This window comes from Blastococcus aurantiacus, assembly GCF_900102425.1.
GTDB classification, from domain to species: Bacteria; Actinomycetota; Actinomycetes; order Mycobacteriales; family Geodermatophilaceae; genus Blastococcus; species Blastococcus aurantiacus.
In genome coordinates, this window is the sequence record NZ_FNBT01000008.1 from 70,679 (window position 1) to 90,808 (window position 20,130).

Sequence of the window (20,130 nt, forward strand, 5' to 3'; positions counted from 1 at the left end):
GCCGTGAACGACGAGAGCTGGGCAGACCTGGTCGACCGGTTCGTCGACGGGGACGTCACGCCCGGGCACATGTTCGGCTGCGCCGGGCTCCGGGCGGGCCGGAGGTTCTTCGCGATCCGGTGGCACGAGCAGCTCGTGGTCAAGCTGCCGCCCGCCCGCCTCGCGCAGCTGGTCGACGGCGGGGACGGGCGCCCGTTCGAGCCGATGGAGGGCCGCCGCATGAACGGCTGGATCGTCCTGGGCGGTCCGGCCGACCGAGCGGACGTGGTCGAGGAGGCACGCGCGTACGTCGCCGCGCTGGCGTGACCCCGACCGTTCAGAGCAGCCGGTTGGTGGCCGCCCACCGGGTGAGCTCGTTGCGGTTGGACAGCTGGAGCTTGCGGAGCACGTTCGAGGCGTGGGACTCCACCGTCTTCACCGAGATGAACAGCCGCGAGCCGATCTCCCGGTAGGTGTAGCCGCGCGCCAGCAACTGCATGACCTCGCGCTCGCGGGCGCTCAGCAGGTCCAGGCCTGGATCCGTCGCCTCCTCGACCGGCGCGGCCGGCGCGGCACCCGCGGCCGAGAAGGCGTCGAGCACGAAGCCGGCCAGCCGGGGGCTGAACACGACGTCGCCGTCGGCGACCCGGCGGACGGCGTCCAGCAGGTCGGGCCCGGAGATGGTCTTGGTGACGTAGCCGCGCGCCCCGGCCCGGATGACGGCGATGACGTCTTCTGCGGCGTCGGACACCGAGAGCGCCAGCCACTTCACGTCCGGCAGCTCCGCGCGCAGCGCCTCCAGCACGCCGAGGCCACCGCCCCCGGGCAGGTGGACGTCGAGCAGGACGACGTCGGGACGCGTGGCCCGGATGCCCTCCACGGCGGTGGGGACGTCGGGGGCCTCCCCCACGACGTCGACCGCGTCGCCCAGCTCGGCGCGCACGCCGGCCCGCACCATCGCGTGGTCGTCGACCACGAACACGCGGATCACGAGGACGCCGCCCTGGGCAGTGCGAGTTCCACTTCAGTCCCCTCTCCGGGGGCGGAACGGATCAGCGCCGTCCCGCCGAGTCGTGTGATGCGGCCGGTGACCGAGTCGCGCAGGCCGCGGCGGTCCGACGGCACGAGGTCGGCGTCGAAGCCGGCGCCGCGGTCGCGCACGAAGACCGAGACGCGGTCCGGCGTCACCTCGGTGTACAGGTCCGCGGCGGTGACGCCGGAGTGCTTGGCCACGTTGACCAGCGCCTCGCGGGTCGCCGCTCCCAGCGCCGCCAGCCCCTCGTCGACGGGCGCGTCGCCGACGACGACGTGGTCGACCACGAGGGCGTGGTCGCCCTCGACCTCGGCGACCATGCCGGCCACCAGCCCCGCCCAGGTCCCGCCCTCGCGGACGACCTTGGGGTCGTAGAGCCAGGCGCGCAGCTCGCGCTCCTGGCTGCGGGCCAGCCGGCCGACCGACTGCTGGTCGTCGGCGTGCCGCTGGATGAGCGCCAGCGTCTGGAGCACGGAGTCGTGCAGGTGGGCGGCCACGGCGGCGCGCTCCTCCGAGCGGATGCGGGCGGCGCGCTCCTCGTCGCGGGAGTCCAGCAGCCGCCGCCACAGGGGTGCCGTGGCCAGCACGAGGCCGGTGAGCAGGACCAGCGTGGCCCCGAAGCCGTTGCGGGCGTTGGCCAGCTGGCCCGTCGTCGCCAGGAGGATCACCAGCCCCGCGCCGGCGAGCACCACGCCGCCGGCGAGCGTCCAGCGGGTGCCGGCGACGGCGAGGGTGCGGTCGGTGTCCAGTTGCCGCCAGATCACCGTGAGCCCGGCCGCCACCAGCACCAGCGGCAGGGTGACGACGCTGTTGTTCCACTGCGAGAGCCCGCTGAGCAGGCTGACCGCCACCAGACCGAGCACCACGGTGGCGATCCACTGCTTGGCGCCCCGGGGCCGCCAGCCCGGCAGCGGGTCGACGGGCTCGTCGCCGGGCGCGGCCACCGGCATGGTCAGCCACAGCAGCCCGTAGGCCACGATGCCGATCCCCGTCGTCGCGAGCAGGGCGAAGGCCACCCGGACCACCAGCGGGTCCTGCCGCAGGTGCACGGCCGTCCCCACCGCGACGCCGGCGATGGCGCGCCCGGATCGCGGGCGCACCAGCGGCGGGCGCGGCGGTGCCGCGGGCACGGTGGTGGTCACGATGACGATCGTCGCACCGCGCGGACCGGGGCCGGTACCGGTGATCACCCTGGAAGAGGAACCAGGGTCGGTTGGGGGCCTTCCCTGATGGTCCGCGAGCCCGGCGCTGGGCAGGCTGGTCGCCATGACATCGGCATTCCCTCCTCCGCCGCCGGCACCGCCGCTCGAGCCGCCGGCCTGGCAGCCCCCTCCGCCGCCCCCCGGCGCCTGGGCCCGCCCGCAGCTGCGCCGCAGCCGCAGCGACAAGGTGATCGGCGGCGTGGGGGGCGGCCTCGCCGAGTACAGCGGCGTCGACGCCCTGCTCTGGCGGGTCGGCTTCGTCGCCCTGGCGCTGGCCGGCGGCACCGGCGTCCTCGTCTACCTCCTGCTCTGGCTGCTCATGCCGGCAGCCACCTCCGTCGGCGAGCAGCCGACCGGTCCCCGTCGGCCGGCCGGGCCCCGCTCCCCCGTCCCGGGCATCACCCTCGCCGGGTTGCTGATCGTGGTCGGCGCCCTCGCGCTGGTCGGCCGCTTCACCGACTGGGACCTGGACGCCACCGTCGTCCTGGGTGGCGCGCTGCTCGTCGTGGGCGCCGGGCTCGTCGTCGCCTCGTTCACCGGCGGCCGCACGGCCCGGGGCGCGCTCATCACCCTCGGGGCGGTGCTGTCGCTGGCGCTCATCGCGGCCGAGTCGGTGCCGTGGGACGACGTGGACGGTGGCCTCGGTGACCGCACGTTCGTTCCCACCAGCGCCGCGGAGGTGCGGTCCTCCTACGAGGGGGGCGTGGGCGACATGACCATCGACCTGTCCCGGGTCGACGTGGGCGACCTGGACGAGCCGATCCGCACCAAGGTCGACCACGGCCTGGGCGACGTGCAGATCATCCTCCCCCGGGACGCCGACGTGCAGGTGGACGTCGACTCGGGGATGGGCGAGGTCAGCATCTTCGGCCGCGACGGGCTCACCGAGGGCTCCTTCGACGGCACCGGGCCCGGCTCGTGGATCGGCGACGACGAGATCGAGATCTACCTGGACGTCGACGCCGGCGTCGGGAACGTGGAGGTGGACCGTGGCTGACTGGCAGGCAGTGACCCCGCTGGAGACCGAGGACGGCACGCCCCCGCGCCGCCGTCCCGACCTCGGCGCCCTGATCCCCGGGCTGCTCTTCATCGCCCTGGCGATCGTGCTCATGTCCCCGGTGGACCTGCCGGAGGAGCTGTTCGACGGCGTCCTGGTGTGGATCGCGGTGATCGTCGCCGGTGTGAGCCTGCTGGTCAGCGAGCTGCGCCGGTCCCGGCGCCGCCGCCGCTGACGGTCCGCCTTTCCGCGGAAAGGCAGCCCGCTATTCCGCGGAAAGACAGCCCGCTTTTCCGCGGAAAGGCAGAGGCCCGGGGAGCGTTGAGCTCCCCGGGCCCTTCCGCGTGCGGGAACCGACCGCTGCTGCCGGGCGTCGTGCAGGCATGCGCCGTCTCGTGCTGCTCCTGCTCGGTGTGCTGGCGATCGCCGCCTGCGGCACGGAGGCGGACGCGGGCGGAGGGACGGCCGACGTCGAGGGCGAGTGGCATCTCACCGGCGGGACGGCGGACGGCGCCGACCTCCCGGCACCTCCGGGAGCGCAGGCGACCCTCGAGCTGGCCGGGGACGACGCGCGAGGCACCGCCTTCTGCAACTCCTGGTTCGCCACCGCCCGGCTCGACGGGTCTGCGCTCACCTTCGACGGGATCGGGCAGACCGAAATGGGTTGCCCGCCGGAGGTGATGGCCGCCGAGAGCGCCTACCTCGCCGCGCTGGGCGGCGTGCGGACCTCGGCCGTCCGCGGGGACGAGCTGGTGCTCAGCGGGGACGCCGTCGAGCTCCGCTTCTCCCGGGTCGCGCCTCTGCCCGACAGCCCGCTGGCCGGCACCCGCTGGGTGCTCGACACCCTGGTCGACGGCGCGACGGCGTCCTCGACGCTCGGCGAACCCGCCGTCCTCGAGCTGGGGCAGGACGGCGCCCTGACGGCGTCGACCGGCTGCCGGTCGATTGGCGGCTCGTGGCGCTCCGAGGGCGAGTCACTCGTCGTCGACGCGCCGTACGACGCGTTCGGTTGCCCGCCGCCGGCGGACCGCCAGGACGTGCACGTGCTCGGGGTGCTCGCCGCCCGTCCCGTCGCCACGATCGACGCCGACCGGCTCACCCTCACCGCCGACGACGGCCGGGGGCTCGTCTACCGGGCCGCGAGCTGAGCGTCGACCCCGGCGCAGAACGCCAGCGCCCGGGTCCACAGCAGTTCCGTGGCCGGCGCGTCGAACTCCGCGGGGAGGCTCGGGTCGGTGAACAGGTGCCCGCTCACCGGGTAGTCGAACACCTCGACCGGGGCCCCCGACGCTCGTGCGACGGCCAGGAACTCCTCGTCCCACTCCCGATGGCGCATCGGGTCGCCCTCCGCCGAATGCAGCTGCACCCGGACGCCGGGCGGCCACGCGGACGCGCCCAGCATCGCCGGCGGCAGCGCGCCCGAGACCATCAGGACGCCGGCGCAGCGACCCTGGAGGGCCACGTGCTCTGCCATGCCGGCGCCGTTCGAGAAGCCGGCGGCCACGAAGCCGTCGGGGAGGTCGGCCACGCCCTCGAGAGCAGCGGCCATGAGCGCAGGGAAGCCGACGCGCTCCACGTGTGCGCCGGCCTGCTCGTAGTCGTCGAAGACCTGCCCGTCGTACTGGTCGACCACGCGGACCTGGTGACCGCCGGCGCGCAGCCGATCGGCGGCGTCGCGGACGCCGGGACGGACGCCGAGGACGGAGTGGAAGAGCGCGATCTGAGTCATGGAGGGACTGTGACCCGCCTCTGGTGACACCGTCCTGTCACCGTCTCTGCCACGATGTCGCGGTGAATCGCACCGACCGGCTGCACGCCGTCTCCGAGGAGTTGCGTCGGGCCGGTCGGCGCGGCCGGACTGCGCAGCGGCTGGCGGAATGGCTCGAGGTGTCACCCCGGACGATCAAGCGTGACGTCGCCGCGCTGCAGCGGGCCGGCGTCCCGATCTGGGCGTCCGCCGGGCCTGGCGGCGGTTACGTCCTGGATGCGGCGGCGTCACTGCCCCCGGTGAACCTGACCCCGGCCCAGGCCGTCGCCGTCGCCGTCGCCCTCGCCGGGGCACCGGACGCGCCGTTCGCCGTCGACGCGCGAGCCGGGCTGGAGAAGATCCTCGACGTGCTCGGACCCGGGGCGCGGGCCGACGCGGAGCGGCTCGGCGCCCGGGTGTGGGTGCGCGAGCCGGAGCACCAGCGGCCGCCCGCAGCCGCCGCCGTCGAGGAGGCGGTGCTGCGCCGGCGCGTCCTGGCCATCCGGTACCGCAGCGGCTCCGGCGAGGTGACCCGGCGTCGGGTGGAGCCGGTGTTCCTCGCCCGGCCCGGGGCTCACTGGATGCTGGCCGCCTGGTGCCGCGAGCGGCAGGCGCCGCGCTGGTTCCGGTGGGACCGGATCGAGGCGGCGAACCTCACGACCGAAGCGGCACCGGACCACGACCCGGCCATCTTCGGCACACCCCCCGAGGACGCCCGCACCGTCAGGTGACGCTGGAGCGGGGTCCTTCTACTCCCACTCGATGGTGCCCGGGGGCTTGCTGGTGACGTCCAGGGTGACCCGGTTGACCTCGGCCACCTCGTTGGTGATCCGCGTGGAGATCTTCGCCAGCACGTCGTAGGGCAGCCGGGTCCAGTCCGCGGTCATGGCGTCCTCGCTGGACACCGGCCGCAGCACGATCGGGTGCCCGTAGGTCCGGCCGTCGCCCTGCACGCCGACCGAGCGGACGTCGGCCAGCAGCACGACCGGGCACTGCCAGATCTCGCGGTCCAGCTTCGCGGCGGTGAGCTCGGCGCGCACGATCGCGTCGGCCTTGCGCAGGATGTCCAGCCGCTCCTGGGTCACCTCGCCGACGATGCGGATGCCCAGCCCCGGCCCCGGGAAGGGCTGCCGCCAGACCATCGCCTCGGGCAGGCCGAGCTGGACGCCGACCTCGCGGACCTCGTCCTTGAACAGCGTCCGCAGCGGCTCGACCAGGGTGAACTGCAGGTCCTCGGGCAGCCCGCCGACGTTGTGGTGGCTCTTGATGTTGGCCGTGCCCGAGCCCCCGCCGGACTCCACGACGTCGGGGTAGAGCGTGCCCTGCACGAGGAAGTCGACCTTCTCGCCGTGCTCCTTGGCGTCGCCGACGACGTCGAGCGCCGCCTGCTCGAAGACCCGGATGAACTCCCGGCCGATGATCTTCCGCTTTTCCTCGGGGTCGGAGACCCCGGCCAGCGCACCCAGGAACTGCTCGCGGGCGTCGACCACCCGCAGGTCCACCCCGGTGACGGCGACGAAGTCGCGCTCGATCTGCTCGGTCTCGCCCTCGCGCATCAGCCCGTGGTCGACGTAGACGCAGGTGAGCCGGTCACCGATCGCCCGCTGCACCAGAGCCGCGGCGACAGCGGAGTCGACACCGCCGGACAGCGCGCACAGCGCCCGGCCCTCGCCGACCTGCTCCCGGATCCGCTCGACCTGCTCCTCGACGACGTTGGCCATGGTCCAGGTCGGCTCGAGGCCGGCGATGTCGAACAGGAAGTGCTCGAGGACGGTCTGCCCGTGCGCGGTGTGCCGCACCTCGGGGTGGAACTGGACGCCGGCGAGCTTCCGGTCGACGTCCTCGAAGGCCGCGACCGGGGCGCCGGTGGAGGTGGCGGTGACCGTGAACCCGGGAGGCGCGGCGCTGACGGCGTCCCCGTGGCTCATCCAGACGTTCTGCTCCAGCGGCAGGTCGCCGAACAGCCGGCCCTCGGTGGTGACGGTCAGCGGGGTGCCGCCGTACTCGCGGTCGCCGGTGCGGGCCACGGTGCCGCCCAGGGAGGCGGCCATCGCCTGGAAGCCGTAGCAGATGCCGAAGGCCGGGACGCCGGCCTCGAACAGGGTCGGGTCGACCTGCGGGGCCTCGGGCGCGTACACGCTCGACGGCCCGCCGGACAGGATGATCGCCGCGGGCTTGCGGGCGACGATCTCCGCGGCCGGGACCTCGGAGGAGACGATCTCGGAGTAGACCCCGGCCTCCCGGATCCGCCGGGCGATCAGCTGCGCGTACTGGGCACCGAAGTCGACGACGAGGACGGTCGGGAAGTCCATCAGCGGGTCTCGTCCCCGATCGCTCCACCGATGACCAGGTCCACCCGCTGGAACTCCTTGAGGTCGCGGTAGCCGGTCTTGGCCATCGTGCGGGCCAGGGCACCGAAGAGGTTGGTGCGGCCGTCGGCGGACTCCGCCGCCCCGTGCAGCACGTCGTGCAGCGAGCCGGCCGGCTCGACCGGGGCCGACGTCGCCCCGCGGGGCAGGCGGGGGTGCGCCGCCACGGAGTCCCACCAGATGCCGCCCCCGGGTGCCTCGGCCGCGATCCGCAGCGGTTCCCCCAGCTGGACGGCGTCAGCGCCGCAGGCCAGCGCCCGGGCGATGGCGCCGCTGGTCTCGATCCGGCCGTTGGCGATGACGTGCACGTAGCGGCCGCCGGTCTCGTCCAGGTAGTCGCGGCGTGCGGCGGCGGCGTCGGCGATCGCGCTGGCCAGCGGCACCCGGATGCCCATGACGGCGTCGGTCGTGGAGTAGGTGTCGGCGCCCACGCCCACGATCACGCCGGCCGCGCCGGTGCGCATGAGGTGCAGCGCCGTCGTGTAGTTCGCCGCCCCACCCACGATCACCGGGACGTCGAGGTCGGCGATGAACTCCTTGAGGTTGAGCGCGTCTCCCCCGGTGGTCACGTGCTCGGCGGAGACGATCGTGCCCTGGATCACCAGCAGGTCCACGCCCGCCTTGAGGATCGTCGGCGCGAGCTGCACGGTGTGCTGCGGCGAGACCCGGACGGCGGTGGTGACGCCGGCGTCGCGCATCTCGCGGATGCGGTCGGCGATCAGCTCGGGCTTGACCGGCTCGGCGTAGACCTCCTGCAGCAGCGCCACCGGCGGCGCCTCGGCGCCCGCGGCCTCGCGCAGCTTCCGGTAGACCGGCAGCGGGTCCTCGTAGCGCCCCCACAGGCCCTCGGCGTTGAGCACGCCGAGGCCGCCGGCCTCGCCGACCGCGATCGCGGTGGCCGGGCTGACCACGGCGTCCGACGGGCTGGTGACCAGCGGGATGCCGAACCGGAAGGCGTCGATCTGCCAGGCGGTGGAGACGTCGTCGACATCGCGGGTGCGCCGGGAGGGGACGATCGAGACCTCGTCGAGGTCGTAGCCGCGCCGGGCGAAGCGGTTGAGCCCGATCTCGACGGTGTCGCGCGCGCTCATCAACGTCCCCGGTAGTTCGGTGCCTCGACGGTCATCTGGATGTCGTGCGGGTGGCTCTCGACCAGCCCGGCGGACGTGATGCGGGTCAGCTGTCCGCGCTCCTTGAGGTCGTTGACCGTGGCCGCGCCCGCGTAGCCCATGGAGGCGCGCAGGCCGCCGACGAGCTGGTGGGCGACGCCGGACAGGGCGCCGCGGTAGGGCACCTGGCCCTCGATGCCCTCGGGGACGAGCTTGTCGTCGGAGAGCACGTCGTCGGCGAAGTAGCGGTCACGGCTGAAGGACTGGTTGCCGCGCTTCTGCATGGCGCCCAGCGAGCCCATGCCCCGGTAGGTCTTGTACTGCTTGCCGTTCATGAAGACGAGCTCGCCGGGGGCCTCCTCGACGCCGGCGAACAGCCCGCCGATCATCACGGTGTCCGCGCCGGCGACCAGCGCCTTGGCGATGTCGCCGGAGTACTGGAGCCCACCGTCGGCGATCACCGGCACGCCGGCCGGGCCGGCCGCCAGCCACGCCTCGTAGATGGCGCTGACCTGCGGGACGCCGACACCGGCGACGACGCGGGTGGTGCAGATGGAGCCCGGTCCGACGCCGACCTTCACCGCGTCCGCCCCGGCGTCCACGAGCGCCTGGGCGCCGGCGCGGGTGGCGATGTTGCCGCCGACGACCTCGACGCCGTTGTCGCCACCGAAGTCCTTCTTCACCCGGGCGACCATGTCGAGGACGGCGCGCTGGTGGCCGTGGGCGGTGTCGACGACGAGCACGTCCACGCCCGCGTCCACCAGCAGCCCGGCGCGCTTGTAGGCGTCCTCGCCCACGCCGAGGGCAGCACCGACGACGAGCCGCCCGTTGGCGTCCTTGGTGGAGAGCGGGAACTGGTCGCGCTTGACGAAGTCCTTGACGGTGATCAGCCCGCGCAGCCGGCCGGCGGCGTCGACCAGCGGCAGCTTCTCGACCTTGTGCTTGGACAGCAGGGCGAGAGCGGTGTCGGCGTCCACACCCACGGGGGCGGTGATCAGCGGCATCGGCGTCATGACGTCGCGCACGAGCCGGTTGGGGTCGCTCTCGAAGCGCATGTCGCGGTTGGTGACGATGCCCAGCAGGACGCCGTCGGCGTCGACCACCGGGGCGCCGGAGATCCGGTAGCGGGCCGACAGCTCGTCGACCTCGGCGAGGGTGTTGTCGGGCGTGCAGGTGACCGGGTTGGTGACCATGCCCGCTTCCGACCGCTTGACCAGGTCGACCTGGCCGGCCTGGTCCTCGGCCGCCAGGTTGCGGTGCAGGACGCCCATGCCGCCGACGCGCGCCATGGCGATGGCCATACGCGCCTCGGTGACGGTGTCCATCGCGCTGGAGAGCAGCGGCACGGCGAGGCGGATGCGCCGGGTGACCTGGCTGCTGGTGTCGACCTCGGTCGGCACGATGTCGGACGCGCCCGGGATGAGCAGGACGTCGTCGTAGGTGAGGCCGAGCGGGGCGAACTTCGCCGGCAGCTCGGGCACGAAGTCGGGCTGCATGTGGGTCGCCACCCCTTCAGGGTCGGGAACGGACTCCGGCCGGCACCCCGACCGGGCGCAGGAAGTCCGCCTCGATCGTAGGCGGCGGTGCCCGGGGGGCGGTGCGCCGCCCGCCGGGCCGTTACCGTGGTCACCGTGTCTGGGTTCGACGACGGCTCCGGCCTCGACTTCGGTGCCTCGGACCCGGACTTCGGTCCGGGCGACCAGGGTCCACCGCCGCTCACTCTCGAGGAGCGTGCGGGGATCCTCGACGACCTCGCCGAGCTCGAGGTCTTCCGCACCCTGCTGGAGCCCACCGGGGTGAAGGGCATCGTCGTCGACTGCCCCGACTGCGACGAGGAGCACCACGTCGACTGGGCGCTGATGGCGGCCAACCTGCGCCAGCTGCTCGACGAGGGGCAGACCGGCAGGCACGAGCCGCCCTTCGACCCCGACCCCGACGACTACGTCAGCTGGGACTACGCGAGCGGCTACGCCGACGGCGTCGCCGCGCTCGCCGAGAACGAGGAGCCCACGGGCCGGCACGGCACCGGCCGGCACGCCCGCGACGACTGACGCCAGGGGGCGACGGGGCGGGTGTGCCGCCTGTGACGGCCGGAACCGTCCGCGGCTCAGCGGCGGCGCGTTCCCCTGGTAGAACCAGCCTCGACCGGGGCCGGCGACTCACGCGGTGCCACCGAGAGGTCGCTGACACCGAGGGCGGTACCCGCGTGCTGAGCTGTGACCGGAGGAGCCGCGCCGTCCTCCCCCTGGTGGTCGCTCTTCTCGCCGCCACGCTCGTCCTCGCCCCTGCCGCCTCGGCCGGCCACCGGTTCGACGACGTCCCCGCCGGCGCCCCGTTCGCCACCGACATCGACTGGTTGGTCACCAACGGCATCACCAGCGGCTACTCCGACGGCACGTACCGGCCGGCAGCGCCGGTGACCCGCCAGGCGATGGCACTGTTCCTCTACCGGTTCGCCCACCCCGGCAGTGGCAGCGCGCCGGCGTGCAGCCGGCCGCCGTTCCCCGACGTCGCAGTCGACGCACCCGCGTGTGGCTCGATCTCCTGGCTGGTCGCCCTGGGAGTGACCGGCGGCTATCCCGACGGCACGTTCAAGCCGGCCGCTCCGGTGACCCGGCAGGCGATGGCGCTGTTCCTCTACCGGCTCGCCCACGGCCAGGCCGCCGCGCCACGTTGCGCGAGCCGACCCTTCCCCGACGTCGCCACGTCGAGCGTGTCCTGCGGCGCCGTCCGCTGGCTCGGCGAGCAGAACATCACCACCGGTTACTCCGACGGCGGCTTCCATCCGCTGACCTCGGTGACCCGCGGGGCCATGGCGGCCTTCCTCCACCGGTACCACGCGGTCTTGTGGACCGGTGTCGGCGTCGACGTCTCCCACGACAAGTGCGGCACGGCCCTGCCGGTGGGCCAGTCGTTCGCGATCGTCGGCGTCAACCGCGGCATCGCGAACCAGACGAACCCGTGCCTGGCCGACGAGCTGGCCTGGGCCGCCGGATCGACAGGAGACACCGCGCAGCCGCGGGTGCAGCTGTACGTCAACACGGCCAACCCCGGCAAGGCCCTCGCCAGCGTGTGGCCGACGAGCGGAGAAAACCGCTACGGCACGTGCAGCGGCGAGCCGAGCACCGCCTGCGCCTACGAGTACGGCCGCGCACTCGCGGTGGCCGACGCCACGGCCCGAGGCGTGAGCCGCCCGCAGGACTACCGCTGGTGGCTGGACGTCGAGACGGAGAACAGCTGGGAGAGCTCCGCCGCCGGCCAGCAGCGCAACGTGGCTGCGCTCGAGGGGATGGTGGAGTACTTCACCGAGATCGGTGTGGCCGGGGTCGGGCTGTACTCCACTGGGTACCAGTGGAACGTCATCACCGGATCGGCGGTGCGCTCCGACAGCCCGTTGCGAGGTCTGCCCAGCTGGCTGGCCACCGGCGCCGATGCCACCGCGGCCTGGCGAGCCTGCACCCTGCCTCCGCTGACGCCCGGCGGTCAGGTGGTCATGACGCAGTGGATCGCCGGCGGGTTCGACCGCAACCACTCCTGCATCTGAACGCAGCTCGCCCGGACACCCGCGGAAGCGGGGTCCGGGCGAGGACGTGCGGGGTGGAGCGGGTGGTCAGCTCATGACGCCCCGGCGGAAACCGATGGCGACGGCCTCCGCGCGGTCCTTCGCGCCCAGCTTGCGGAACAGCCGCCGGGCGTGGGTCTTGATGGTGTCCTCGGACAGGTAGAGCTCGCGGCCGATCTGGGCGTTGCTCTTGCCCTGGCTCATGCCGGTGAGCACCTGCATCTCGCGCATCGACAGGGCGGCGGCGGGCGCGGCCTCCCGGACCGTCGAGCGCACCGTGGTCGGGGCGGAGCCGGCCAGCGGGGTGGCCCCGCTCCACGACGACGCACCGGCCAGCTGCGGGCTCGAGTGCTGCTGCGGGATGCGGGCGCCCTCGGGACGCAGGCCGACGCGGGACAGACCCAGGCCCATCTCGATCGGGCTGGCGTCCCAGCGCAGGTAGCCGCGGGCGCCGAACGCGACGGCCGCCCGGACGCTCTCGGCGTCGTCGGGGGCACCGAGCACCAGGACCGGCAGGCCGGGATGGGCGCGCAGCGCCTGGGTGGCGGCGGTGAGGCCGGTGTCGACCGCGCGCTGGGTGCCGACGATGAGGACGTCGGGGGCCCGGGTGTCCAGCCGCGACATCAGGGACGCGGGGTCACCCACCACCTCCACCCGGCCGACGAAGGACAGCGCGACCAGTCGCGAGGCGACGTCGTCCCGGACCCGCCGGCGCTCGTCGTACACCCACACGGTCGCACCGGGGTTCCCGGTCGCGCGCATCCTGTCGTCGATCACGCCAGCTCCTCGCTCAGCCCGGCGGTCGTACCGGGTCCGTACCGGCCGGGGCTGACCCCGGCCGGGTGGTCGCTTCGGCGGGGGCTCCCCACCAGGGGGAGCCCCGCGCCTCCGCGCTCGTCGTGCGCGGATCCGGGTCTCTCCCCCTCCCGGATTCGGCACGGCGCTGTTCCACCTTGATCGACTCCGGGGGTGGGCAACAGCGGCCCTCACCCCCGCGGGTGAGGGCCACGGACGGGTGGTCGGAGCGAAAAGTTGCGATCACGACGTGTTTGACCATGCGGGGCGTCGGGCACCGCCGCCTTGAAGCCGGAAGGTCCTCCGGCTCGATCGAAGCCTGGAGGAGACATGGCCGACATCCGCAGACTCCCGACGCCCGTCGCCGAGGTCTGGGACTGGCAGCTCCACGGTTCCTGCCGTGGCGAGAACACGTCCCTCTTCTTCCACCCCGACGGTGAGCGCGGGCCCGCCCGGGCGCGGCGCCAGGCCGCGGCGAAGGCCGTCTGCGGGCGTTGCCCGGTCGTCGACGCCTGCCTCAAGCACGCACTGTCGGTGCGCGAGCCGTACGGGGTCTGGGGCGGGATGAGCGAGGAGGAGCGGGCCCGGCTGATCGCCGCCGAGCCGGCCGCCGTCGCAGCCGGGGTCTGACACCCCACCACGAACGCCGAGAGGGCCCGGTCCAGAAATCTGGACCGGGCCCTCTCAGTTCATCCCGGCCCCGTTCAGAGGCTCACGCCGAGCGTGCGAGGCGTGAGGGGAACGGGGTCCTCTTTCAGTGGCTGTGGCCGTGGCCGCCGTGCGAGTGGCCGTGGGTGTGGTGCCCGCCGGCGTGCTCGTCCTCCTCCTCCGGGGCCTCGACGACCGCGGAATCGGTGGTCAGGATCATCGCCGCGATCGAGATCGCGTTCTCCAGCGCGGCCTTGGTGACCTTGACCGGGTCGATGACGCCCTGCGCGAGCAGGTCGCCGTACTCCCCCGTCGCGGCGTTGAAGCCCTGGCCCTTGCCGGCCTCGCGGGTCTTGCTGACGACGACGCGGCCCTCGAAGCCGGCGTTCTCCGCGATCTGCACCGCGGGGGCGTCCAGGGCGGTCCGGACGGCGCGGGCGCCGGTCAGCTCGTCGCCCTGGAGGTCGAGGGCGTCGACGGCCTCCGCCGCGTGCACCAGCGCCGAGCCGCCGCCGGGGATGACCCCCTCCTCGACCGCCGCGCGGGTGGCCGCGATGGCGTCCTCGATGCGGTGCTTGCGCTCCTTGAGCTCCACCTCGGTGGCCGCACCGACGCGGATGACACCGATGCCGCCGGCCAGCTTCGCGAGGCGCTCCTGGAGCTTCTCGCGGTCCCAGTCGGAGTCGGTGTTCTCGATGTCGCGCCGGATCTGGGCGACGCGGTCGGCGATCGTGTCGGAGGCGCCGCCGCCGTCGACGATCGTGGTGGCGTCCTTGGTGACGGTCACCCGGCGGGCGGTGCCGAGCACCTCCAGGCCGACCGACTCCAGCGACAGGCCGACGTCCTCGCTGACGACCTGACCGCCGGTGACGATCGCGAGGTCGGTCATGAACGCCGTGCGGCGGTCGCCGAAGTAGGGCGACTTCACCGCGACGACCTTGATGGTCTTGCGGATCGAGTTCACGACGAGCGTGGACAGCGCCTCGCCCTCGACGTCCTCGGCGACGATGAGCAGCGGCCGGGCGCCGGAGCCGAGCACCTTCTCCAGGAGCGGGAGCAGGGTGGCCAGTGCGCCGATCTTGCCGCTGACCAGCAGCACGAGGGCGTCGTCCAGGACGGCCTCCATGGCCTCCTGGTCGGTGACGAAGTACGGCGAGAGGTAGCCCTTGTCGAACTGCACGCCCTCGGTGACGTCCAGGTCGGTCTCGAGGGTGTTGCTCTCCTCGACGGTGATGACGCCGTCCTTGCCGACTCGCTCCATGGCCTCGCCGATCAGGTCGCCGACGGTGGCGTCCTGGGCGGAGATGGTGGCGACGCCGGCGATCGCGGCGCGGTCCTCGACCGGGATGGCGGCGGCGTCGAGGGCGGCGTGCACCGCGTCGAGGGCGGCGCGCATGCCGCGGCCCAGTGCCATCGGGTTGGCCCCGGCGGCGACGTTGCGCATGCCCTCGTGGACCAGCGCCTGGGCGAGCACGGTGGCGGTGGTGGTGCCGTCACCGGCGACGTCGTTGGTCTTGGTGGCGACGTTCTTCGCCAGCTGCGCGCCGAGGTTCTCGTAGGGGTCCTCGAGGTCGATCTCGCGCGCGATCGTCACGCCGTCGTTGGTGATCGTGGGCGCGCCGAACTTCTTGTCGATGACGACGTTGCGGCCACGCGGGCCGATGGTCACGCGGACCGCGTCGGCGAGCTTGTCGACGCCGCGCTCGAGCGAGCGACGGGCGTCCTCGTTGAACTTGATGATCTTGGCCATGCGCCCTCTTCCGATCAATTCGTGCAAGGCAAAAGGCGACCGCCCCGGGACCCGGTGTACGGGTCGCCGGGGCGGTCGGAGAAATGCGTGGTGGAGCTAGTGACCTGCGGTCACTTCTCCACGACGGCGAGCAGGTCGCGGGCGGAGAGCACGAGGTACTCCTCGCCGGCGTACTTGACCTCGGTGCCGCCGTACTTCGAGTAGATGACCACGTCGCCCACGTTCACGTCGAGCGGGACGCGGTTGCCGTTGTCGTCGATGCGGCCGGGGCCGACGGCGACGACGGTGCCCTCCTGGGGCTTCTCCTTGGCGGTGTCCGGGATGACCAGACCGGAGGCGGTGGTGGTCTCGGCCTCGTTGGCCTGGACCACCACACGGTCCTCCAGCGGCTTGATGCTGACCTTGGTAGCGGTCGTCACGAGGTGACGCCCCCTTCGGTGGTAGGACGGCAGGTGGCAGGTACTGCTGGTGGTGCTGATGCTGTGGCACGGGATCCGGGCACCCGCCGTCGCGGGGGTCGGGCGCCAGCCCGTGTCGGTTGGCACTCTACCCACGAGAGTGCCAGCCGCTCAACCCGGTCCCCGTGGTGGGTGAGCGCCGGGCGGATCGACACGTGCGCCACGCTGTGCCGGTGGATCCGGACACCGACGTGCAGGCCGCCGAGACGGTGCGCCAGCTGCGCGCCCTGGCCACGCCGGAGGGCGCCGCGGCGCTGACCAGGGCGGGAGCCCTGCTGGACGCCGGGGCCGATCCGGTCGCCGGGCTGACCCGGCTGCGGGCGGAGGTCGGCGCCGACCTGGCCGGGCCGGCGTGGGGCATCGCCCGCCAGCGGCAGAAGGCGCGGCCGGCGTTCGGCCCGGACGCCGACCGGATGCTGTTCACCTCCGACGCCCTCGAGCAGGCCGGCCGACCCGAGCTGGCCGCCCGTCGCGCGGGCCGGCTGCTGGCCGGCGGCGCCGACTCGGTGGCCGACCTCGGCTGCGCGGCGGGTACGGACACGATCGCGCTCGCCCGGGCGGGTGCGCGCGTGCTGGCCGTGGACCTCGATCCGGTCGCCCGCGAGCTGACCGCCGCCAACGTCGAGGCGCTCGGCCTCGCCGACGACGTCTGGGTGGTGGCCGGCGACGCGGTGGAGCTGGTCGCCGCGGCCCGTGGTGGCGAGGTGGCCGGCTGCTCGGCCGCCGTCCTCGACCCCGCCCGGCGGGCCGGCGGGCGCCGGCAGCTCGACCCGGACCGCTGGTCGCCCCCCTGGTCGACAGTCGCCGCGCTGCTGGAGAAGGTGCCGACGTCGGTGGTCAAGGTGGCCCCCGGGCTCGACCACGACCGGGTGCCCGCGGGCATCGAGGCGGAGTGGGTCTCGGCCGGTGGCTCGATCGTCGAGGCACTGCTCTGGGGCCCGGCGGTGTCGGCCACCTGGCGGCGGGCGACGCTCGTGCGCGACGGCGCCGTCCACGAGCTGACGGCGGACGCCGACCCCGGGCACGCGCCCGTCGGCCCCGTCCGCGGGTGGCTGCACGAGCCGGACCCGGCGCTGATCCGGTCGGGGCTGATGTCGATGGTGGCCGCCGACCTCGGCGCGACCCTGGTCGACGACACGATCGCCTACCTGACCTCCGGCACGGCCGCGGAGTCCCCGTGGGTCAGCTCCTACCGGGTCGACGAGGTGCTGCCGTTCAACCTCAAGAAGCTCCGGGCGCTGCTGCGGACGCGCGGGGTGGGCCGGGTCGTGGTCAAGAAGCGCGGTTCCCCCATCGAGCCCGAGGCGCTCGCCCGGCAGCTGCGCACCGACGCCGGCGGGACCGCGACCGTCGTCGTCACCCGCGTGGCCGGCGCGCCCACGGTGCTCGTCTGCGACGTCAGCGGCTGACGGGCCGCTAGCGTGCGTGCGTGATCATGGTCGTCGCGGTGCTGGGCGTGGTCCTCCTCGGCTGCCTGGCCGTCTTCCAGGCACTGCTCGCCTCCGGGGCACCCCTGGGGCGATTCGCGTGGGGCGGCCGGCACGACGTCCTGCCCGCGCGACTGCGCATCGGCAGCGGCGTGTCGATCGCCCTCTACGCGTTCTTCGCCCTGCTCCTGCTGCAGTCCGCCGGAGCCGTCGAGGTCCTCGCCGCCGGCGTGGCCGACGTCGGCATCTGGGTGCTGACGGCGTACCTCGCGATCGGCGTGGTCATGAACGCCGTCTCGCGCAGCCGGCCGGAGCGCCTGGTCATGACGCCGGTCGCCCTGGTCCTGGCCTCCATCTGCGTGGTGCTCGCCCTGCGGTGACCGTCCCCGCGCCCTGCCACGGAACGCCTCCTCAGCAGCCGGCGGCCCGCTACAGATCCCGGCGCATGCAGACCCGGGGCCACCGGTCCAGGCCGTGCGCCGCCTCCCGCTCGCGGATCGCCCGCAGCCCGGGCGTCCACTCGCGCTCCTCCAGCACGCGGAACCCGCATCGGCGGTAGTAGGGCGCGTTCCAGGGCACGTCCGCGAAGGTGGTCAGGGTCAGCGCCGTGCGGCCGGCCGCCGCGGCGTGCGTGGCGGCGTGCTCGAGCAGCGCCCGCCCCACTCCCCGGCGTGCGGCCCGGGGGTGCACCGAGACCTGCTCGACGTGCAGCGCCCCGTCCACCGGCTCGGCGAGGAGGTAGCCGACCGGCCCGTCGTCCCCGTCGACCGCCACCCAGGCGAGGCCGGCCCGCCGGTACCGGTCGAGCTCGGCGGCCGGCAGCGGGTCGTCGGCGGCGATCTCCGGCATCCCCACGTCGGCGAAGACCCGCCCCGCGGCGCGCTCGATCCCCTGCGCCGTCGCGAGCTCGTCCGGCGCGAGCGGACGGATCACCGGCGGCAGAGGCACGTCAGCGGCTGACGACGTCGACGGGCAGGGCGCTGTCGGCCCCGAGATCGGGTGCCGACGGCGCCACGCCCGCCGCGACCAGGCGCGAGCCGAGCGCCGCGACCATCGCACCGTTGTCGGTGCACAGCTTGGGGCTCGGGACCCGCAGCACGATGCCGGCCTTCTCGCAGCGCTCCTCGGCCAACGCACGCAGCCTCGAGTTGGCCGCCACCCCCCCGCCGAGCACGAGGTGGTCGACGCCGTGGTCGCGGCAGGCCCGCACGGCCTTGGCGGTGAGCACGTCGGCCACCGCCTCCTGGAAGGACGCGGCGACGTCCGCCAGCGGCACCGGCTCACCGGCGCGCTCCCGGGCCTCCACCCACCGGGCGACGGCGGTCTTCAGCCCGGAGAAGGAGAAGTCGTACGGGGCGTCGCGGGGTCCGGTCAGCCCGCGGGGGAACGCGATCGCCGACGGGTCGCCGTCCCGCGCCGCCTTGTCGATCGGCGGGCCACCGGGGAAGGGCATGCCCAGCACGCGGGCGACCTTGTCGAAGGCCTCCCCCGCGGCGTCGTCGATCGTGCGCCCGAGCGGCTGCACGTCCTGGGCGAGGTCCGGCACGAGCAGCAGCGAGCTGTGCCCGCCGGAGACCAGCATCGCGATCGACGGCTCGGCGAGCGGCCCGTGCTGCAGCTCGTCGACGGCGACGTGCGCGGCGAGGTGGTTGACGCCGTAGAGCGGCTTGTCCAGCGCCAGCGCGTAGGCCTTCGCCGCCGCGACGCCGACGAGCAGCGCACCGGTCAGCCCCGGCCCGCTGGTGACCGCGACCGCATCGATGTCGGAGGCGGCGATACCGGCGTCGGCGAGGGCGCGGTGCACCGTCGGCACCATCGCCTCCAGGTGCGCCCGCGAGGCGATCTCGGGCACCACCCCCCCGAACCGCTCGTGCTCGGCCATGGAGGTCGCCAGGGCATCGGCCAGCAAGGTGTGCCCGCGCACGATCCCGACCCCCGTCTCGTCGCAGGAGGTCTCGAACCCGAGCACCAGCGGCTCGCTCACGGCTTTGTCCTCCTCATCACGACGGCGTCGGTGCCACTCGGTTGGTAGTAGCCGCGGCGGCGGCCGATCTCGGTGAAGCCGCGGCGGCGGTAGAGCTCCTGCGCGTGCTCGTTGTCCGCCCGCACCTCCAGCAGCACCACCGGGCTGCGGCGGTCGGCCTCGGCGAGCAGCGCGTCCAGGAGCAGGGCTCCGGTGCCCTCGCCCTGCCGGGAACCGGTGACGCCGATGGTGGCGACGTGCGCCTCGTCGTCGTAGGCGATCAGGCCGGCGTACCCGACCACCGTGCCGCCGTCCTCGGCGACCAGGTAGTGCCGGGTGTCGGTCAGCGCCAGCTCCTCGCGGTACATCGCCGCGGTCCACGTGTCGGGCGCGAAGAGCTCCTCCTCGAGCTCCATGACCGCGGCGAGGTCGGCCGGCCGCATCGGCCGCAGCTCGATCACTGCGTGACCGTCTTGATGGCGGTCGGCGGCACGGCGTCGGGGCGGCGCAGGTACAGCGGCACCAGCGGCGCCGCGGACGACGGGTCCGCGAGCTGGGGAGCCGCGGCACGCAGCAGCCCCGCCGTCGTCACCTCGGCGCGCTCGACCGCGGCGCCGAGCCGCTCGGCGAACGCCGGGTCGCCGACGAAGGGCCCGGGCCGGCCGAGCTCGTCCGGGCGCACCACGCCCGGCCCGTCGACGCGGGCACCGGCGGCGTCGTAGACGGCCCAGTAGACCTCCTTGCGGCGGGCGTCGGTGACCACCGTGCGGGCACCCGCGCCGACGGCGTCCAGCGAGCAGACGCCGATCACGGGGAGCCCCCGGGCGTCGGCCAGCGCCGCCGCGGTCACGATGCCGACCCGCAGCCCGGTGAACGGGCCGGGACCCAGTCCGGTGACCAGCGCCCCGAGATCGGCCAGCGCCACCCCGGCGTCGTCGAGCGCCGCCCGGATCGCCGGGGTGAGGAGCTCTGCGTGCTTCGTGCCCGACGGCACGGCCCGCTCGGCCAGCACCGCGGTGCCCTCCGGCGTCCACCGGGCCACACCTGCGACGAGGGTCGGGGTGGCGGTGTCGAGCGCGAGGACGAGCACG

General features: G+C 74.1%; 23 protein-coding genes. 10 read left to right on the forward strand and 13 right to left on the reverse strand.

Going from position 1 to position 20,130, the window contains the following annotated elements; translation table 11 throughout:
- Positions 1–3: 3 nt before the first annotated feature.
- A complete protein-coding gene (locus BLS70_RS15985; protein ID WP_091770042.1) occupies positions 4–306 on the forward strand; it encodes a hypothetical protein in 303 nt (100 codons plus the stop codon).
- Between the two features lie 10 nt (positions 307–316).
- Here BLS70_RS15985 and BLS70_RS15990 read toward each other — a convergent pair whose 3' ends face one another.
- Complete coding sequence (locus tag BLS70_RS15990; protein ID WP_255362518.1) at positions 317–970, reverse strand: response regulator; 654 nt, start codon at positions 968–970, stop codon at positions 317–319.
- On the reverse strand, positions 967–2,154 hold the full coding sequence (locus BLS70_RS15995; RefSeq protein ID WP_255362519.1) for an ATP-binding protein: 1,188 nt from the start codon (positions 2,152–2,154) through the stop codon (positions 967–969). Before BLS70_RS15995 ends, BLS70_RS15990 begins: the two co-directional genes overlap by 4 nt.
- A 124-nt stretch (positions 2,155–2,278) precedes the next feature.
- On the opposite strand from BLS70_RS15995, the gene BLS70_RS16000 reads away from it, so the two are divergent.
- The 3 genes from BLS70_RS16000 to BLS70_RS16010 all read left to right on the forward strand — a co-directional run bounded on the left by BLS70_RS16000 (position 2,279) and on the right by BLS70_RS16010 (position 4,359).
- Entirely contained in the window at positions 2,279–3,211 is a 933-nt protein-coding gene (locus BLS70_RS16000) for a PspC domain-containing protein (protein WP_091770046.1), read from the forward strand.
- Positions 3,204–3,446, forward strand: coding sequence for a hypothetical protein (locus tag BLS70_RS16005; RefSeq protein ID WP_091770048.1), 243 nt, complete (start codon positions 3,204–3,206; stop codon positions 3,444–3,446). The genes BLS70_RS16000 and BLS70_RS16005 overlap by 8 nt, the downstream gene beginning before the upstream one ends.
- Positions 3,447–3,594: 148 nt before the next feature.
- Positions 3,595–4,359, forward strand: coding sequence for an META domain-containing protein (locus tag BLS70_RS16010; protein ID WP_091770050.1), 765 nt, complete (start codon positions 3,595–3,597; stop codon positions 4,357–4,359).
- On the opposite strand, the gene BLS70_RS16015 is transcribed toward BLS70_RS16010, so the two are convergent.
- Positions 4,341–4,940 (reverse strand): dienelactone hydrolase family protein, encoded by a 600-nt coding sequence (locus BLS70_RS16015; RefSeq protein WP_091770052.1) that lies wholly within the window; start codon positions 4,938–4,940, stop codon positions 4,341–4,343. The genes BLS70_RS16010 and BLS70_RS16015 overlap by 19 nt on opposite strands.
- Positions 4,941–5,002: 62 nt before the next feature.
- On the opposite strand from BLS70_RS16015, the gene BLS70_RS16020 reads away from it, so the two are divergent.
- Positions 5,003–5,689: a helix-turn-helix transcriptional regulator gene (locus BLS70_RS16020; protein WP_091770054.1), complete on the forward strand. Its 687-nt coding sequence runs from the start codon at positions 5,003–5,005 to the stop codon at positions 5,687–5,689.
- Between the two features lie 18 nt (positions 5,690–5,707).
- On the opposite strand, the gene guaA is transcribed toward BLS70_RS16020, so the two are convergent.
- The 3 genes from guaA to guaB are packed head-to-tail and all read right to left on the reverse strand — an operon-like array spanning position 5,708 to position 9,944.
- On the reverse strand, positions 5,708–7,270 hold the full coding sequence (gene guaA / locus BLS70_RS16025; protein ID WP_091770056.1) for a glutamine-hydrolyzing GMP synthase: 1,563 nt from the start codon (positions 7,268–7,270) through the stop codon (positions 5,708–5,710).
- A complete protein-coding gene (locus BLS70_RS16030; protein ID WP_091770058.1) occupies positions 7,270–8,418 on the reverse strand; it encodes a GuaB3 family IMP dehydrogenase-related protein in 1,149 nt (382 codons plus the stop codon). The genes guaA and BLS70_RS16030 overlap by 1 nt, the downstream gene beginning before the upstream one ends.
- Complete coding sequence (gene guaB, locus BLS70_RS16035) at positions 8,418–9,944, reverse strand: IMP dehydrogenase (RefSeq protein WP_255362520.1); 1,527 nt, start codon at positions 9,942–9,944, stop codon at positions 8,418–8,420. The genes BLS70_RS16030 and guaB overlap by 1 nt, the downstream gene beginning before the upstream one ends.
- Positions 9,945–10,067: 123 nt before the next feature.
- On the opposite strand from guaB, the gene BLS70_RS16040 reads away from it, so the two are divergent.
- Both BLS70_RS16040 and BLS70_RS20875 read left to right on the forward strand, forming a co-directional pair.
- On the forward strand, positions 10,068–10,487 hold the full coding sequence (locus tag BLS70_RS16040; RefSeq protein ID WP_091770356.1) for a DUF5319 family protein: 420 nt from the start codon (positions 10,068–10,070) through the stop codon (positions 10,485–10,487).
- A gap of 197 nt (positions 10,488–10,684) precedes the next feature.
- Complete coding sequence (locus tag BLS70_RS20875) at positions 10,685–11,980, forward strand: S-layer homology domain-containing protein (protein ID WP_176946449.1); 1,296 nt, start codon at positions 10,685–10,687, stop codon at positions 11,978–11,980.
- Between the two features lie 66 nt (positions 11,981–12,046).
- Here BLS70_RS20875 and BLS70_RS16065 read toward each other — a convergent pair whose 3' ends face one another.
- Entirely contained in the window at positions 12,047–12,775 is a 729-nt protein-coding gene (locus BLS70_RS16065; RefSeq protein WP_091770063.1) for a response regulator transcription factor, read from the reverse strand.
- A 348-nt stretch (positions 12,776–13,123) separates the two neighbouring features.
- Here BLS70_RS16065 and BLS70_RS16070 point away from each other — a divergent pair, with 348 nt between their 5' ends.
- Positions 13,124–13,423, forward strand: a complete 300-nt coding sequence (locus tag BLS70_RS16070; RefSeq protein ID WP_091770065.1) for a WhiB family transcriptional regulator — start codon at positions 13,124–13,126, stop codon at positions 13,421–13,423.
- Between the two features lie 124 nt (positions 13,424–13,547).
- On the opposite strand, the gene groL is transcribed toward BLS70_RS16070, so the two are convergent.
- Positions 13,548–15,191: a chaperonin GroEL gene (groL, locus tag BLS70_RS16075; RefSeq protein ID WP_091770067.1), complete on the reverse strand. Its 1,644-nt coding sequence runs from the start codon at positions 15,189–15,191 to the stop codon at positions 13,548–13,550.
- Positions 15,192–15,301: 110 nt separating this feature from the next.
- The gene (gene groES, locus BLS70_RS16080; RefSeq protein WP_014377938.1) at positions 15,302–15,610 is read right to left on the reverse strand and encodes a co-chaperone GroES; all 309 of its coding nucleotides are present in this window, start codon (positions 15,608–15,610) and stop codon (positions 15,302–15,304) included.
- A gap of 212 nt (positions 15,611–15,822) precedes the next feature.
- Between groES and BLS70_RS16085 the strand changes: the two genes are divergently transcribed.
- Positions 15,823–17,058 carry a THUMP-like domain-containing protein gene (locus BLS70_RS16085; RefSeq protein WP_255362521.1) on the forward strand — a complete coding sequence of 412 codons (1,236 nt, stop codon included), beginning with the start codon at positions 15,823–15,825 and terminating at the stop codon, positions 17,056–17,058.
- Between the two features lie 26 nt (positions 17,059–17,084).
- Complete coding sequence (locus tag BLS70_RS16090) at positions 17,085–17,456, forward strand: hypothetical protein (protein WP_091770359.1); 372 nt, start codon at positions 17,085–17,087, stop codon at positions 17,454–17,456.
- A 49-nt stretch (positions 17,457–17,505) separates the two neighbouring features.
- On the opposite strand, the gene BLS70_RS16095 is transcribed toward BLS70_RS16090, so the two are convergent.
- The 4 genes from BLS70_RS16095 to tsaB are packed head-to-tail and all read right to left on the reverse strand — an operon-like array spanning position 17,506 to position 20,129.
- Positions 17,506–18,009 carry a GNAT family N-acetyltransferase gene (locus BLS70_RS16095; protein WP_218122459.1) on the reverse strand — a complete coding sequence of 168 codons (504 nt, stop codon included), beginning with the start codon at positions 18,007–18,009 and terminating at the stop codon, positions 17,506–17,508.
- A gap of 16 nt (positions 18,010–18,025) precedes the next feature.
- A complete protein-coding gene (gene tsaD / locus BLS70_RS16100; protein ID WP_091770069.1) occupies positions 18,026–19,060 on the reverse strand; it encodes a tRNA (adenosine(37)-N6)-threonylcarbamoyltransferase complex transferase subunit TsaD in 1,035 nt (344 codons plus the stop codon).
- The gene (gene rimI, locus BLS70_RS16105) at positions 19,057–19,500 is read right to left on the reverse strand and encodes a ribosomal protein S18-alanine N-acetyltransferase (RefSeq protein WP_255362522.1); all 444 of its coding nucleotides are present in this window, start codon (positions 19,498–19,500) and stop codon (positions 19,057–19,059) included. Before rimI ends, tsaD begins: the two co-directional genes overlap by 4 nt.
- Entirely contained in the window at positions 19,497–20,129 is a 633-nt protein-coding gene (tsaB, locus tag BLS70_RS16110) for a tRNA (adenosine(37)-N6)-threonylcarbamoyltransferase complex dimerization subunit type 1 TsaB (protein ID WP_091770071.1), read from the reverse strand. The genes rimI and tsaB overlap by 4 nt, the downstream gene beginning before the upstream one ends.
- Position 20,130 lies beyond the last annotated feature (1 nt).

Excerpts from the sequence above, each read along its gene's own strand:
- BLS70_RS16000 (WP_091770046.1), top strand. The coding sequence starts at position 2,279 with ATGACATCGGCATTCCCTCCTCCGCCGCCGGCACCGCCGCTCGAGCCG.
- BLS70_RS16010 (WP_091770050.1), top strand. The coding sequence starts at position 3,595 with ATGCGCCGTCTCGTGCTGCTCCTGCTCGGTGTGCTGGCGATCGCCGCC.
- BLS70_RS16015 (WP_091770052.1), bottom strand. The coding sequence starts at position 4,940 with ATGACTCAGATCGCGCTCTTCCACTCCGTCCTCGGCGTCCGTCCCGGC.
- guaA (WP_091770056.1), bottom strand. The coding sequence starts at position 7,270 with ATGGACTTCCCGACCGTCCTCGTCGTCGACTTCGGTGCCCAGTACGCG.
- BLS70_RS16030 (WP_091770058.1), bottom strand. The coding sequence starts at position 8,418 with ATGAGCGCGCGCGACACCGTCGAGATCGGGCTCAACCGCTTCGCCCGG.
- BLS70_RS16070 (WP_091770065.1), top strand. The coding sequence starts at position 13,124 with ATGGCCGACATCCGCAGACTCCCGACGCCCGTCGCCGAGGTCTGGGAC.
- groL (WP_091770067.1), bottom strand. The coding sequence starts at position 15,191 with ATGGCCAAGATCATCAAGTTCAACGAGGACGCCCGTCGCTCGCTCGAG.
- BLS70_RS16090 (WP_091770359.1), top strand. The coding sequence starts at position 17,085 with ATGGTCGTCGCGGTGCTGGGCGTGGTCCTCCTCGGCTGCCTGGCCGTC.